This window comes from Staphylococcus petrasii, assembly GCF_002902565.1.
In the GTDB taxonomy this organism is placed as follows: domain Bacteria; phylum Bacillota; class Bacilli; order Staphylococcales; family Staphylococcaceae; genus Staphylococcus; species Staphylococcus petrasii.
This window is the reverse complement of the sequence record NZ_PPRC01000060.1, coordinates 1-15,595: the sequence shown is the minus strand read 5'-3', so window position 1 is coordinate 15,595 and position 15,595 is coordinate 1. Positions and strand designations below refer to the sequence as shown.

Here is a 15,595-nt window from a genome sequence, read left to right as displayed (position 1 = left end):
ATTCACATTCTATATATAAATAGAAACCTCGGCAACCTCTCGCAAACTGTTTAAAAGATAGATTCGAACCTTATTTGCCTGTAGTTTTTCAATTAATTCATCTTTATTATAATCTTTAATCAATAATTTATGCGCATCAATTAAACTTTGGCGCATGCAACCTAATAGAAAGTCTTCCTCATAACTTGGTGTATAGTATTGGCCATTTTCTTCAATCATAATATTGCCAATATCAAATTCTAAGATTTTACCCGTCTCACTATACAGTAAGACTAAATCCGTGCGATGATTGTGGTCGAGATGTTGACGCTCCGTCGTTTTATTAATCACATATTCTTTTGCACAAGCAGCATCGCTTTCTTTAAATTCAGCCGTAAATTCATTTTTGGCCATTAATGGTTTGATAATATGTGATAATTGTCCTTCTTTATCTATTTCAATTTTTAATCGAAATATGCCCTCTGAATTTTGTGATTTTATTTTTTCTACATATTGTTCCCATTCTCTCTCTGAAAATGAAAACTCCAAACGTGCACATGATTGTTTTAATCGAGCGGTATGATATTGAAATCGTCGAATTTTGCCATTTTCAAGACGCATGGTTTCAAATAATTGCATTTATAACATCTCCAATATCTTCGTTTTATCACGAAACTCTTGCACTTCATTTTCTGGTACAGAGTCTATCGTAATCCCTGCACCTACTCCATAAACAGCCTTATCTTGTCGATATTCTAATGTGCGAATAGGAATGTTAAATATCATTTTATCATCCGGCATCATTAGCCCAATTGATCCACAATAAATAGAACGTGGTCCAATCTCTAATAATTTAATGTAAGACATAGTATTAAGTTTCGGCGCGCCAGTAATAGAACCACAAGGGAATAGTGCTTTTAAAATGTCGTGTAAAGATGTCTCATTAATTAAATGACCTGTGACCATACTCGTCATTTGATATACCGTTTTATACGTTTCAATGAAAAACGGCTTATAGACTTTAATTGTGCCAGTTTCAGAAATTCTTGAAATATCGTTGCGCAATAAATCAACAATCATCACATTTTCTGCACGGTCTTTAAGTGAATTTTGTAGCGTTTCGTAATTGAGCACATCTTCTTTTTTATCCGCGCTTCGAGGCATCGTTCCTTTCATCGGCTTGCTCACAATAACATCACTTTCTCCATTAAATTCTCCTTTTTGGAAAAAGAGTTCTGGTGAAATAGAAGCGACTTGGATGTCTTCCGTATCTAATAAAGCCGTATAACCACCATTATTTGTTTGGGTCAAATACGCATATAATTCCGAAATGGGATAATGAATATCACTCGTTAAACGCGTCGTGTAGTTTACTTGATACGTTTCACCTTCTACAATGGCCGCTTGCACTTGTTGTATTTTCAAGCGCATTTGTTCATCACTTTCTTGAAAAGTAAAATTGTGTTTTGGCACATAGCTAGACGCATTTTCCAATGAAGACGCTTGAGCATCTTTCACATTAAAACTATAAGCTACCGCATATAAATCATCATGTTCAAGGTGATACGTTGCCATTTTATTGTTGAAATAAGCTGCCGCTTCATAAGTTAAATAAACTGCCACGTAGCGCCCTAGTTTTTGTTCCTTTTCCGCAAATCGAACAACATTCCCGACATCATTTAATGAATAAGCTAGCGATTTATTCGCGTACGTGTCAAAGGATAATTGATGCGTTTCATAGTTATCAGGATTGATATAATAACGATAATTAAATGTGATATTCATTAACTAACCCTACTTTCGAGAAAAAATGACGTAATTGCTCATGTCCATATTCACTTAAAATAGACTCTGGATGATATTGGACTGCATAAATAGGCAATGATTTATGTTCTATTGCCATTGGAATATCTTCTTCATTGTACGCAGTTATCTGTAACTGAGAAGGCAGTGTCGCTTTATCAGCAATTAACGAATGATAACGCATGACTTCAAACTGTTGCGGTAAATCTTTAAATATCCCGGTACCTGAATGATTTAAGCGAGTCGTATGGCCATGTATTGGTTTCGTGCCATGAATAATACGGCCCCCATAATATTCAAATATAAATTGAAAGCCTAAACATACGCCTAAGATAGGAATTTCGCCTTCATAATGTTGCATGACTTCCTTTAAAATAGGATAATCACTTGGTTTACCTGGACCTGGTGAGATCACTATGGCATCGATTTGTAATTGGGACAACTTATCCATCGATACGTCATCTACTTCGTAAACTTGAAGTGGTAACGTCGTTTCAGTTTTTATGTAATCAATTAAATTATATGTAAATGAATCTTTATTATCTATTACTACTATCATTGAGATTACTCCAACTTTCCAACAAATATATTCTTCAATTTTATTATAAATTCTCTAACCACGAAAATGTAAGGGCTTACCTTACTCACATTTAGAAATATTACTTGATTTTACGGTTTGATTATATTAATCTAACTAGCGTACTAAAAATGAATCGACAGAGGTTCCTAGCTGAAACCCTCTATAAAAAACTAGACACTTAAAGAAATATTTCCTTTTAAACACAATAAGTAGCTATACTAACTTATTTTTAATATTTCAGAAGTCTATCTTTTTTATAGAGATAGGCTTTTTTCTTTGCCTTAAAAAAGATGGCTAGGTTATTTATCGGCAATCCACTATTAATCATCTTTTCAAAAGGAGAATAATTATGACGCAACAAACCTTAAATAAGGACAAAGCAATTGTAGTATTTAGCGGAGGTCAAGATAGCACAACGTGTTTATTTTACGCTAAAAAGCATTTCAAAGATGTAGAATTAGTAACGTTTAATTACGGGCAACGTCACGATACGGAAATAGAAGTCGCAAAACAAATCGCAAAGGAACAAGGGTTAAAACATCATGTTCTTGATATGTCATTATTGTCTCAATTAACTCCAAATGCTTTAACACAACATGATATGGACATTGAAACTGGCGAAGATGGTATTCCAAATACTTTCGTGCCTGCACGTAATTTATTATTCTTATCATTCGCTGGCGCGCTTGCATATCAACTTAATGCCAAACACATTATCACTGGCGTATGTGAAACTGATTTCTCCGGCTATCCTGACTGCCGTGATAGCTTCATTAAATCTATGAATGTAACATTAAGTCTTTCAATGGATAAAGATTTCGTTATTCACACACCATTAATGTGGTTAGACAAAGCACAAACATGGGAACTTAGCGACGAATTAGGCGTATTAGATTACGTTCGCTATAATACATTAACTTGTTATAACGGCATTGTTGGCGACGGCTGTGGAGAATGCCCAGCATGCAAACTACGTCAACGTGGTCTTGAACAATATTTAGAAACTAAAGGAGCGAAATAATATGTTTCAACAAATCTATCCACAAGTAAATCATCCTTACAGTTTTGAATTAAACAAAGACTTTAACTTTTCAGCTGCGCATTTCATTCCAAGTGAAGATGCTGGCAAATGTATGAGAACCCATGGCCATACTTACTTTGTTAATTTAACAATTGCTGGCGATACGTTAGATCATAACGGCTTTTTAATTAATTTTAGTGATTTAAAAAAACTGATTCACGACCAATTTGATCATTATTTATTAAATGATTTACCTCAGTTTAAAGGTAAAAGTCCTTCAACTGAAATCGTAGCACAAACGATTTATGACATTGTCGAATCACATTTACAAACTTACGATAATCAACCGCACTGCGTTCAAGTGTATTTGCGTGAAACGCCGTCTAGTTATGTAGTTTATCGTCCTAAGGAGTTTAAATAATGGCAGCTAAAATTCCGGTATTAGAGATATTCGGCCCTACTATCCAAGGTGAGGGTCGTGTCATTGGACGTAAAACAATGTTCGTGCGCACAGCAGGATGTGATTATCGTTGTAGCTGGTGTGATTCAGCCTTTACGTGGGATGGTAGTGCTAAAGAAGACATTCAATTGATGACTGCTGAAGAAATCTATGATCAATTGCGTGAAGTTGGGGGCGACCATTTCGATCATGTCACTATTTCAGGTGGTAACCCAGCTTTAATTAAAGGCATTCAAGATTTAGTTGATTTATTTGAAGAGAAAAATATTTATACTGCTTTAGAAACACAAGGCAGTAAGTTCCAACCGTGGATGACTCAAATTGATGATTTAACGATTAGTCCTAAACCACCTAGTTCTACTATGACGCCAAATCTAGACATTTTAGATAGCGTGATTGAACAATGTGTCCATGAGTCGTTAAATTTAAAAGTTGTCATTTTCGATGATAAAGATTACGAGTTCGCGAAGATGATTCATCATCGCTACCCTACTATTCCTTTCTATTTACAAGTAGGCAACCCTTATTTAGATGATGATGTCGCAAATCATACTGAAAAATTATTAGAACGTTATGAAGCATTAGTTGATACAGTCATGCAAAGTAACGATATGAACCATGTATATGTTTTACCACAACTACACACGTTATTATGGAGTAATAAAAAAGGCGTTTAATATAATATTATAGTAAGTAAATATTTATTGAGTGTTTTGAAATGATTAAGTTTGTTTAAATTGCTATAATATTCTAATGAACTAAGTGTGATAGGAGTACAACATGATTATTTATGTATTAATTAACATTGCCATTGTGCTTGGCATTTTCGGTTTCGACTTATATCGACATCGTTTTAAACAGCTTAAGTTTAGCTCCGTATTAATTGCTATTACTATTAACGCTTTTATTAATATTATTGTCATTGAAAAGTTTAATTTTATAACGTTATGTTCAATTGTGTTTTTCTTATGTTGGTTAGGACTCCAATATTATTTAAAAATTAAAGGCTATACTTTTATCATTAAAGAATATAAATCTATTGCACTTATATTCGCAATTATTATTAGTTGTTCTTTATTTATAACATTTGGAACAAGTGATCATTCTGTGTATATGTCAGTTCCTTATCTTGCACCAACTATTTTTATTATCGGGGCTGTAATTATTTTCTCAGCTACTTTTAATACAAATGAGCTTCAACGTATTAAATTACTTAGAAAAATTAAACATCCATTTATGACTGGTCACGTCATTATCATTATTTCGATTGTATTGCTTACACTTTTAACACCATTTTGGTACGTATTTGTAATTATTTACTTGTTATTTGGTGTTTATATTCTATGGCAGTTGAAATCAATACAATCGCAACGCAATATATCTAAACAAATGTAAAAATGCTTGAAGACTCCTCAATGTGTTCTTCAAGCATTTTTATATTTACTATTTAACGTTAATGAACGTTTTCTTTTTCGCGCTCTTGATGTTGTGTGACGCCATCATTTTCAAAAGTTGGTTCCAAATTGGAAGCTTGAACGATATATTTAGGTCGTTGTTTCACTTCATAATAAATACGACCAATGTATTCGCCCACAATTCCTATTGAAATCAATTGAATGCCACCTAACAATAATACTGCAGCAATCGTTGTGAAGTATCCAGGGTTATTGATTCCATTCACCATAATCCCAATTAATAAATAAAGAATATATACAATACTTAAACCAAATACAAACATCCCAAGATAAATCATTGCTCTTAAAGGTTTGTTATTGAAAGAGATTAAACCGTCGATACCATAATTCAATAATTTAGTGAACGTCCATTTCGATTGTCCCGCTTCACGTTCTACATTTTTATAAGTGAAGATTTTAGTATTATAGCCTATCCATTCAAATAATCCTTTTGAAAAGCGATTATACTCTTTTAAAGAAGCGATTGATTTTACAGCACGTTGACTTAATAATCTAAAGTCACCGACACCATCGATAAATTTAATATCCTCTACAAAGCTATTAATCAATTTATAGTATAGTTTCGTCATTGATTTTCTCGCAAAATTCTCTCCCGTACGGTCACGTTGCGCTATTACTTGGTCATAACCTTCTAAATAGCCATCGATCATTTTGGGAATAAACTCTGGAGGATGTTGTAAATCTCCATCGATCATTACTACAGCATCAAAATCTACACTATGCTGAAAACCAGCAATCATTGCTGATTCTTTTCCAAAATTTCGACTGAAAGAAATATACTTAACGTGCTTATCTGTGGCTGCTAAGTTTTGGATGTGATCAATGGTATCATCTTTACTTCCATCATCAATAAATAATAGGTCATAGCTATAATCTTTAACCACACTATCTTCCATCAAAATTTCAGTCAATTTGTCGTAGGTCTTCGCTACGACTTCACCTTCGTTAAAGCAAGGCACAATGACTCTGATTTTCATTCAATTACATCCTTTTCTACATTCTTAATATTATTTTATCAATAAAATTAATAAATATTCTACCTAAAACTATGTAATTAACAAATAAAAAATAATAATTGTATTAAATCAACAAAAATGTATTTTTAACTCACAAATTTAAATGGAAAAGACTATTTTAAATCCCCAATATTAACGTCATCAGGGTCCTTACCTTGGCGTGCATTTTTATTTAAGCTATCTATTTCAGCTATCTCAGTCAATTCTAAATTAAAATCAAAGATATCGTGATTTTCACGAATACGTGAAGGCGTCTTAGATTTCGGAATCACGATACGATTATGAGCTAAATGCCATCTCAATATAATTTGCGCAGGCGTTTTATCATATTGTTCTGCTAATTTAGTAATAACTGGATCGTCGAATAAACCTCTATTACGCATTAGTGGCATCCAAGCTGTGACTACAATATCATGTTTATCACAGTAGTCTTGAAGCTCTTGTTGATTAAAAAAAGGATGTACTTCAATTTGATTAATATGAGGCACAATATCAGTAGCAGCCATTAATTTTTCTAAATGATGTTCTTTAAAGTTACAAACACCAATTGCCTTTACCTTACCTTCTTCATATAGCTTTTCTAGCGCTTTATATGATTCAATATATAAATCATCTTTTTCACAAGGCCAATGAATTAAATATAAATCTAAGTAATCAACGCCTAAGTTCTCTAATGACTTATTAAAATAATCTAATGTACTTTCATAACCTTGATAATCATTCCATAATTTAGATGTAATAAATAAATCCTCGCGTGGAACGCCACTATTTTTAAGTGCTTTACCTAACGCTTGTTCATTTCCATAGAAATAAGCTGTATCAAATGCACGATAACCATCTTCTATCGCAGCTTGAATCGCTGTTTCCATTTCATCTTCAGTAACTTTATAAACACCTAAACCTACTTTAGGCATAGGATAACCATTGTCTAATAATTGTGTATCGTTAACCATGATTTACTCTCCTCTATTTTCTTCTTAAAATTATTATAACTTTATACGGGATATGTATAAAAATAAAGACACTTAGGTTTTAGTACCCAAGTGTCAGATAGTTTATTCATCAGCATCTTGTTTATGCTTATGTTTATGGTCTTGATTATCTTCATCGTCTTCATCATCAATCGTTGATCTAGTTTCAAGAAATTGATATTTTAGAATAACCCAAACTAATTGATGATTGTCCATTTCAGAAATAATCCAACGATCATATTCGGTATCAATATGATCATCCACTTGTAAATTAGTGTTGTGAGCTTGTAACCAACCACCAATTGTATCGATATCTTCTGAATCTTCAAATTCAATACCAAACTGTTCGTTTAAATCATCTAAAAGGACACGTCCATTGATTTGGTACGTATCGTCTTCAAGTTTAACGATATCGTTTACTTCGTCATCGTCAAACTCATCTCTGATTTCACCAACAATTTCTTCAAGAATATCTTCCATCGTTAAGATACCAGCAGTACCACCATATTCATCGATAATTAAACTAATATGAACATGTTCACGTTGCATTCTCACTAAAGCATCGCTGATACGCGTTGTTTCCGAAATCATTGGTAACTCATGAATATAATTAGCAATCTTAATTGTCTTACCTGATGCATATTCAGTTAAGAATTCTTTCACGTTAATAAACCCTTTAATATGGTCTTTATCGCCATCTTCTGTAATTGGATAACGTGTAAATTGATGCTCTTTAATTGTTTGTAATAATTCATCCACGTTAAATGGCTCATTTAATGTCACTAATTGTGTACGAGGTACCATGATATCTTTCGCATGTCTTTCATCGAATGAAAAGATATTTTGCATATAGTTAAGCTCTGTTTGGTTAATTTCCCCACCATTATAACTATTGTTAATAATAATTTTTATTTCTTCTTCTGACATCGCATCAGTTTGAGCATCTGGATCTACACCTAACATTCTAATAATGACGCGAGCAGAACCATTCATTAACCAGATTAATGGTTTCATGATATTTCCGAAATAATATAAAGGTCTAGCATATGTTAATGCTAATTTCTCTGTATGTTGAATTGCTAAAGATTTAGGTGCTAATTCACCTAAAACAACATGTAAATATGTTACAACAATGAATGAGATAACAAATGAAATTGTTGTTGTTAATGCATCAGGTAAATGAAGTAAATCGAATAACGGATGCATCAATTTCTCAAACGTTGGTTCACCTAACCAACCTAATCCTAAAGATGTAACTGTAATACCTAATTGACATGCTGATAAATAATAGTCTAAATTGGCAATCATTTTTTTAACAATCTTTGCACTACCGTTACCTTCATCAGCTAATTGTTCAATTCGAGTTGAACGTACCTTTACTAAAGCAAACTCTGAACCTACAAATACTGTAGTAAGTGCAATTAATAGAAAAAATACTACTAAGTTAATTATGGTCGCTGTTTCCAATTAATTCCCTATTTCTAGGGATTCACCTCCAAATATTATGTGTCCCATATGAGTAACACGGATTTATTGCGTTCTGCCTAATTACAATATATTCACATGTTAAGACCTTCCCATTGCGACACCCCCGAAAAAATGTATTACTTTTATTTTATCATATATTAATTATAAATAGTTGAATGTAACTCTTTTAATTGAAAAGTTACAACTTATCATTTAAAACTAAGATTGCATAATAGTCAAGGAAGGTCTAGACAAAAACATTTAGGATTTCCCAGAGCATAAGTTCTTTATAGCTAAACCTTTTTCCTTCTATTCTATACTCTCATATGTCTACCCATTTTTGCATGTTTTAACATCCATTTTAAATAAAAATCTCTTGCCCTATTTTTCAAGAGCAAGAGATCGATTAATCTACTATATTATTCATCCATAGATTCAGATGCTTTAATTTCATCATGTGTTAATTTAGGTTTTAAGATACCGTACATAAACGCTGAAACTAAAGTACCTACGACTAAAGCGATTAATGTTTGTACGATGTGGCTAAAGTCTGTAGCTGCGATAACGATGATACCACCGTGTGGCGCGTTAATTCTTGAACCTAGTGCTAATGCGATAGCGCCACCAACACCTGAACCTACCATCATTGATGGAATTACACGTAATGGGTCAGCTGCTGCGAATGGAATTGCACCTTCTGTGATGAATGAAAGTCCCATTACATAGTTTGGTACGATTGAACCACGTTGTTCTTTAGTAAATTTACGTTTGAAAATGACCATTGCTGTCGCAATTGCTAATGGTGGAATCATACCACCAACCATAGCTGCTGTAATTGGTGCTGCGTTACCTTCAGTTAAAGCAGCTGTTGCGAATACGTATGCAGCTTTGTTGAATGGACCACCCATATCGATAGCCATCATTGCACCGATAACTAAACCAAGTAACATAATGTTTGAACCTGATAAGCTGTTTAAGCCATTTAATAATAAGTTATTTAACCATGCTGCTGGAGGGTTAAATACATAAATCATTAATAAACCAGTGATTGTCACACTTAATAACGGATAAATTAATGTTGGTTTTAAACCTTCTAAAGCTTGTGGTAAACCACGAGTAATATATTTAATACCTTGAGTTAAGTAACCTGCTAAGAAACCTGCAATAATACCACCGATAAATCCTGAACCACCTGAAATAGCTAACATACCGCCAACTAAACCAGCTGCGAAACCTGGTTTATCTGCAATACTACGTGCAATGAAACCAGCTAAAATTGGAATGATTAACGCGAAGGCACTCTTATTACCGATGTTCCATAATTGTTCAGCAAATGCATTATGTTCAGCACTCTTAGGATCGAATGAGTTAGCTCCGAATAAGAATACAATTGCCATTAAGATACCACCAGCGATAACAAGTGGTAACATATTTGAAACACCATTCATTAAGTGTTTATAAAATGCTTTACCGAAACTTTGCTTTTCGTTACTTTCACCAGCTTTAGATTTTGAACTTTCTCCACGAGCTACGAAAGGTTTACGACTTGTATCAAGTGCAGTATTAATCAATTCTTCTGGACGTTTAATACCATCGGCAACTGGTACTTCAACAACGTTTTTATCATCGAAACGATCTGTTTCAACATGTACGTCAGCTGCAACGATTACACCTGTTGCTCTTTCAATGTCTTGTTGTGTTAAATGGTTTTTAATACCACCAGAACCATTTGTTTCAACTTTAATTTTAACTCCCATTTTATCAGCTTGTTTTTTCAAAGCGTCACGAGCCATATAAGTATGAGCGATACCTGTAGGACAAGCTGTTACTGCAAGTACATATGGTTCGTTTGAATCTTGAGTTGTAGCGCCTGTAGTTGCCGCGCCAGCTGTAGCAGCTTCTTGTTCTTGCGCCTCTTTTTCTTCTTCTTTAGTCGCTTCATCATCTGCATTATCAATGATTTGAAGTACTTCTTCTGGAGAATTAGCATGTAATAAGTTTTCTCTTACTTTGTCATCCATTAAAATACCTGATAACTTAGCTAATGCATCTAAGTGTGTTTGTGCGCCACCTTCTGGAGCAGCAATCATGAAGAATAAGTGTGCAGGTTGTCCGTCTAAACTTTGATAATCAACGCCAGCTTTAGATTTACCAAAAGCGATTGCTGGAGATTTTACGGCAGCCACTTTAGCATGTGGAATGGCAATACCTTCACCAATACCAGTTGTACTTTGTGATTCACGATTGTGAATAGCTTCTTTAAATTGCGCAATATCACTTAATTTGCCAGCTTTATCTAATTGATTAACTAATTCATCGATAACGCCATTTTTATCTGTAGCTGATAAATCCATCGCAATCGTTGATTTAGTTAGTAATTCTGTAATTCTCATCTATTTCACTCCCCATCAAGTACTGTAACAGTAACTTGTGATTTAATATTTTCTATATCCTCAATAGTCGCTAAATCTTCTGTAAATGCTGTAGCTGTCCCAGAAGCTACTGCTTGTTGAAAAGCTTCTTCTAGTGATAAACCATATTCTAGACCAGCTACCATACCAGCAACTGTACTGTCTCCAGAACCCACAGTATTCACGACTTGTCCTTTAGGATTTTGTGCTTTAATACTGCGTTTATCATCAATATAGATAGCCCCATCGCCACCTAAAGAAATAATGACAGATTGAGCACCCTCTTTTAAAATTTCTCTACCATATTTCACAACATCTTCGTCACTAGTAACTGTCATATTAAACATTTCTTCCAACTCATCTTTATTTGGTTTAATAAACAATGGTTGATATTTCAATACTGTATTAACTAAGTCTTTTTCAGCATCGACTACTAATTTAGCGCCTGTTTGTTGCGTAATGCTAGCTATTTGAGCGTAAGCATCACTTGGAATACTTTTCGGAACGCTACCAGCTACGATAACTGTATCTTCTGAAGTTGTTTGTTTAATTTGAGTTAACAATGCCTGGAATTGTTCATCCGTCACATTAGGACCTGGGGCATTAATTTCTGTTTCATCGCCAGATTTCAATTTAACGTTAATACGTGTATCATCATCTACTTTGATGAAATCTGTTTTAATATCACTTTGTTGTAGAGTATTAGCGATAAAATCTCCTGGAAAGCCTCCAGCAAAGCCTAAAGCAGTCGATTGAACACCTAGTGTCTTTAACACACGTGATACATTGATGCCTTTGCCCCCAGCAAATTTATACGTTGCTTTGGCTCTATTTAAACCTTTAAGTTCAAAACCATCCGTAAACATAATGTAATCAATGGATGGATTAAACGTTACTGTGTAAATCATGACTCTCCTCCTAAAAATTGATATTTATCTCTATATTTAGCGTAGTGCTTATGCAGCTTTACTTGTTTAGATACGATTAATTCAACTTTGTGATTGCCTATTGGAACATGCGCAAAATAAACTTCATCTAGTTTTGATTGATCAAGTAAAATATAAGATTGTGTTGCTTGTTCAATCGCCTTTTCCTTAATCAATGCTTCTTTTTCATCTGGCGTAGTAAAACCATATTTTAGATCAATACCATTCATTCCTAAAAATGCCTTATCGAAACAATAACGACCTAAAGTATGTAATGCACTTGCTCCTACTGTTGCAAGTGTAGTGGCTTTGACTTCCCCACCTATCATTAATGTTTTAATACCTTGATTCAAAAGTTTTTCCACATGCGTAAGACCATTAGTTACCACTACAATATTTTTCGCTTTTATAAAAGGAATCATTTCAATTGTAGAAGAACCGGCATCCATAAAAATACAATCATTATCTTGAATTAATTGTGCAGCTACTTTCCCAATTTCTCGTTTTTCTTTTAAATTCAACGATAATTTTTCAGAAAGTACTGGTTCACTATTTCTCTTGCTATTAAGCATCGCTCCTCCGTGAACACGTTGAAGACGGCCTAATTGTTGTAACTTTGATAAATCTCTTCTTACCGTTGAAGCACTACAACCTGTGCGTTCAATCAATTCTTGAAGGGTCAAAAAGTTAGTTTTCTTCAGTTCTTGTAGTATAATGTCATGTCGTTTTTCCGAAATCATTACCTCACCCCTCTTCACCTCAAATTATAATGTGTGCGCTTACATTTTTCAATCAAAAATTATCAAAAACATTCAAAAACATTCAAAATATCTAAAAAAAATGACAGATATTGCCTTCTTAACTCGTATTTAAGCAATATCTGTTAATACATTTCATTATTTTTGAAGGATATTGGCTGTTTGTGCATGAGTAATGTCAATTAAATCATTAACGTTGACCACGATTTGAATACCACGTTGGCCTCCACTCACATGTATTTTTTCTCTATCTAATGCCGATTGATCAATAGTAGTCTTAAATAGATGTTTCATTCCTACTGGTGAACAGCCACCACGAATATAACCTGTCACTTGTTTTAAATTCTCCATTGGCATTAAAGTAAGTTTCTTCTCATTAACTACATGCGCCGCTTCTTTTAAATCTAATGTTTCATTTACAGGTATCACAAAGACAAAGTGATCATGGTTTGCATTTTCTAACACTAATGTCTTATAAACATCTTCCATATTAGCCCCGACAATATGAGCAATCGCTTTACCATCCATATGACCATCGCCCACTTCGTAAGTTCTCACTTCATAATCAATCTTCGCTCTATCTAACATACGCATAGCATTTGTTTTCTTATGCTTCATTTTATCACCTCGTTAATACTCGACTTTATTCTACTACTATTTTGTTTAAATAGAAAAAAAGCGCACTTTCCTACTCATAGAAAAGGCGCTATCACTTATTAGTTGCTGTTATTGGTTCAATTTTACCCATCTTATTAATTGCGATTTCGTTTTGTTGCTTGCTGTTGTCAGATTGAAGCGTAAATGTCACATCTTGATTGTTTTCATCTGTTTGATTCAGTTGCATTGCTTTCCCGTAATGTTGCTTTGAATAATTCTCAGCAATAATTTTGCATTCTTCAGCTGAATACGTATGTGTCGGCTCAGTATTGTTTTGTTGTAGTTGATTATAACGAATTTCCGCTTTTTGTTCTGCTGCATTCTTTTCGGATGCTTTTGCCGTATGGTTGCTACTAATATTTAATATATCTTTGGCTGCTGATACTTTTCCCATTTTTGAAAATGAAGAAATCGTGTGATGTACTTTAGCTAAGGCATCTTGATTTGTTGCGATAAACAGTAAAAAAGCTAAGCAAATTGATAAAATAATAGCTACCATACCTAATAGTATGTTTTTAAAGTTCATCTCCTTACCCACATTTCTCTCTAAATTTTTTCTTATCTTAACATAGAAATGGGCAAAAATAATTATGTAGACTGCAATTTAAAATAACTGTAATCTTTGTAACAGTTATATTACCTAACGACTTGATATTGTTACATATTAACAACTTAAATGTAAAAAACAATAACCTCTCTAGTTAATATTTTCATATTAACTAGAGAGGTTTAGTGTAGGTTTATTTAGATGTATTGTGAGCACGGCGTTTCGTTTGCAATGCCTTTTCAATAAAAATAATAAGAATGCCAAGTAACATGACGATGATAGACATATATAATGGAAATTCTAAATTTATATCGAATAGTGCGCCTGCTACGAGTGGGCCTATGAAGTTACCCATGCTAGTAAATGTAGAGTTCAAACCTCCGGCAAAACCTTGACGATTGCCTGCAATATTTGAGTAATAGTTTGTAAGTGCTGGACGAATTAAATCGAAGCCAATAAAGACAATGAAACTAATAATCATAATTGTCCAGTAACTATTGGATAATATAAGTAATCCTAGCACAATAGCTGAGTATAATAATGACCACACAATAAATGTTAATTCCGTCATATATTTCATAAATTTATCGAAAAAGAAGACTTGGAAAACAGCTCCTGCGATACCACCGCCAACGATAGCGATTGAGATATCTCCTGGTGTATAGCCAGCTTTTTCAGATGTATATAATGAGAATAACGTTTCAAAGGCTGATAATCCGAATGCTAAGACCAGTGTCAAAATAATTGGTGTAATAAAGACTTTCCAATTAATTTTAGTAAGGACTTCTGGTTCAAAGCTATGGAATGTCTCGTTCGATTCATGTCGTGGATTATGAATTAATATTATAGACATAATAAATGCTAAAACGCCGAGTGTACCCGCGAAGTAAAATGGCGCTCGATGTGAGAATTCAGCTAGAAAGCCACCTATTCCTGGTCCAAGGATAAATCCTGAATTAATAATGGCAGACATATAACCAAAGTTCTTAGCTTTGTCTTTGGCTGGCGAAATATCCGCAATCATACCGGTTACCCCTGGCATGACCATACCTGCGCTAAACCCACCTAAAACTCTCGAAACAATTAATGTTGAAAAATGATGACCTACTGCAAATAAATATTCTGAAATAGCGAATAAAATAAGACCGATACAAATAATTAATTTTTTACCTAATTTATCTGCTAAGGTGCCTCCAAAAGGTGAAATAATCATTTGGGATAGCGCAAAGGCTGCGACTAATATACCAAGATCGCTCCCTTTTAACCCTAAATCTTTTAAGTACACCGGTAGAACTGGAATCACTAATCCTATACCTACAAAGATTAAGAAAATATTGAAATATAATGTAAATAATTGTTTTTTCATGCTGTCACCTCTTTTCAAAGAATATATCTCTGTAAAATTTTATTAATATTTTTAGTTAAAAATTACATAATATTGAAACATTGTATACTATTCTCTTCCTATATTACAATAGGAAATTATAAATTCTAAATAATTCAACTTATAGCGCGTCTCAACGT

At 33.6% G+C, this 15,595-nt stretch carries 16 protein-coding genes; 4 read left to right on the top strand and 12 right to left on the bottom strand.

Going from position 1 to position 15,595, the window contains the following annotated elements:
- Positions 1-9: 9 nt before the first annotated feature.
- Genes CD127_RS09540 through CD127_RS09530 form a run of 3 tightly spaced genes read right to left on the bottom strand, consistent with a single transcriptional unit; the run spans position 10 to position 2,341 of the window.
- The gene (locus CD127_RS09540) at positions 10-618 is read right to left on the bottom strand and encodes an aminotransferase class IV (RefSeq protein ID WP_103366536.1); all 609 of its coding nucleotides are present in this window, start codon (positions 616-618) and stop codon (positions 10-12) included.
- The gene (locus CD127_RS09535; RefSeq protein WP_103366535.1) at positions 619-1,764 is read right to left on the bottom strand and encodes a chorismate-binding protein; all 1,146 of its coding nucleotides are present in this window, start codon (positions 1,762-1,764) and stop codon (positions 619-621) included. It abuts the gene before it with no gap.
- Positions 1,748-2,341, bottom strand: a complete 594-nt coding sequence (locus tag CD127_RS09530) for an anthranilate synthase component II (protein WP_103366534.1) — start codon at positions 2,339-2,341, stop codon at positions 1,748-1,750. Before CD127_RS09530 ends, CD127_RS09535 begins: the two co-directional genes overlap by 17 nt.
- Before the next feature lie 370 nt (positions 2,342-2,711).
- Between CD127_RS09530 and queC the strand changes: the two genes are divergently transcribed.
- From queC to CD127_RS09510, 4 genes are all read left to right on the top strand, one after another.
- Positions 2,712-3,383: a 7-cyano-7-deazaguanine synthase QueC gene (gene queC, locus CD127_RS09525; protein WP_103297230.1), complete on the top strand. Its 672-nt coding sequence runs from the start codon at positions 2,712-2,714 to the stop codon at positions 3,381-3,383.
- A 1-nt stretch (position 3,384) separates the two neighbouring features.
- A complete protein-coding gene (gene queD / locus CD127_RS09520; protein WP_103297231.1) occupies positions 3,385-3,804 on the top strand; it encodes a 6-carboxytetrahydropterin synthase QueD in 420 nt (139 codons plus the stop codon).
- A complete protein-coding gene (queE, locus tag CD127_RS09515) occupies positions 3,804-4,520 on the top strand; it encodes a 7-carboxy-7-deazaguanine synthase QueE (RefSeq protein WP_103366533.1) in 717 nt (238 codons plus the stop codon). The genes queD and queE overlap by 1 nt, the downstream gene beginning before the upstream one ends.
- 103 nt (positions 4,521-4,623) lie before the next feature.
- A complete protein-coding gene (locus CD127_RS09510; protein ID WP_103366532.1) occupies positions 4,624-5,238 on the top strand; it encodes a hypothetical protein in 615 nt (204 codons plus the stop codon).
- Between the two features lie 58 nt (positions 5,239-5,296).
- Here CD127_RS09510 and CD127_RS09505 read toward each other — a convergent pair whose 3' ends face one another.
- The 9 genes from CD127_RS09505 to norA form a co-directional block, all read right to left on the bottom strand.
- Positions 5,297-6,295 (bottom strand): glycosyltransferase family 2 protein, encoded by a 999-nt coding sequence (locus tag CD127_RS09505; protein WP_103297234.1) that lies wholly within the window; start codon positions 6,293-6,295, stop codon positions 5,297-5,299.
- Between the two features lie 152 nt (positions 6,296-6,447).
- Entirely contained in the window at positions 6,448-7,287 is an 840-nt protein-coding gene (locus tag CD127_RS09500) for an aldo/keto reductase (protein ID WP_103366531.1), read from the bottom strand.
- Between the two features lie 102 nt (positions 7,288-7,389).
- Positions 7,390-8,772, bottom strand: a complete 1,383-nt coding sequence (locus CD127_RS09495) for a hemolysin family protein (protein WP_103366530.1) — start codon at positions 8,770-8,772, stop codon at positions 7,390-7,392.
- A gap of 419 nt (positions 8,773-9,191) precedes the next feature.
- The gene (locus tag CD127_RS09490; RefSeq protein ID WP_103366529.1) at positions 9,192-11,165 is read right to left on the bottom strand and encodes a PTS fructose transporter subunit IIABC; all 1,974 of its coding nucleotides are present in this window, start codon (positions 11,163-11,165) and stop codon (positions 9,192-9,194) included.
- Positions 11,166-11,170: 5 nt separating this feature from the next.
- Positions 11,171-12,091 (bottom strand): 1-phosphofructokinase, encoded by a 921-nt coding sequence (gene pfkB, locus CD127_RS09485; protein ID WP_103366528.1) that lies wholly within the window; start codon positions 12,089-12,091, stop codon positions 11,171-11,173.
- Positions 12,088-12,849 carry a DeoR/GlpR family DNA-binding transcription regulator gene (locus CD127_RS09480; protein WP_103298349.1) on the bottom strand — a complete coding sequence of 254 codons (762 nt, stop codon included), beginning with the start codon at positions 12,847-12,849 and terminating at the stop codon, positions 12,088-12,090. The genes pfkB and CD127_RS09480 overlap by 4 nt, the downstream gene beginning before the upstream one ends.
- A gap of 156 nt (positions 12,850-13,005) precedes the next feature.
- The gene (gene ybaK, locus CD127_RS09475; RefSeq protein WP_103366527.1) at positions 13,006-13,485 is read right to left on the bottom strand and encodes a Cys-tRNA(Pro) deacylase; all 480 of its coding nucleotides are present in this window, start codon (positions 13,483-13,485) and stop codon (positions 13,006-13,008) included.
- Positions 13,486-13,576: 91 nt separating this feature from the next.
- The gene (locus CD127_RS09470; protein ID WP_103366526.1) at positions 13,577-14,050 is read right to left on the bottom strand and encodes a hypothetical protein; all 474 of its coding nucleotides are present in this window, start codon (positions 14,048-14,050) and stop codon (positions 13,577-13,579) included.
- A gap of 214 nt (positions 14,051-14,264) precedes the next feature.
- Complete coding sequence (gene norA / locus CD127_RS09465) at positions 14,265-15,437, bottom strand: multidrug efflux MFS transporter NorA (protein WP_103366525.1); 1,173 nt, start codon at positions 15,435-15,437, stop codon at positions 14,265-14,267.
- Between the last annotated feature and the right edge of the window lie 158 nt (positions 15,438-15,595).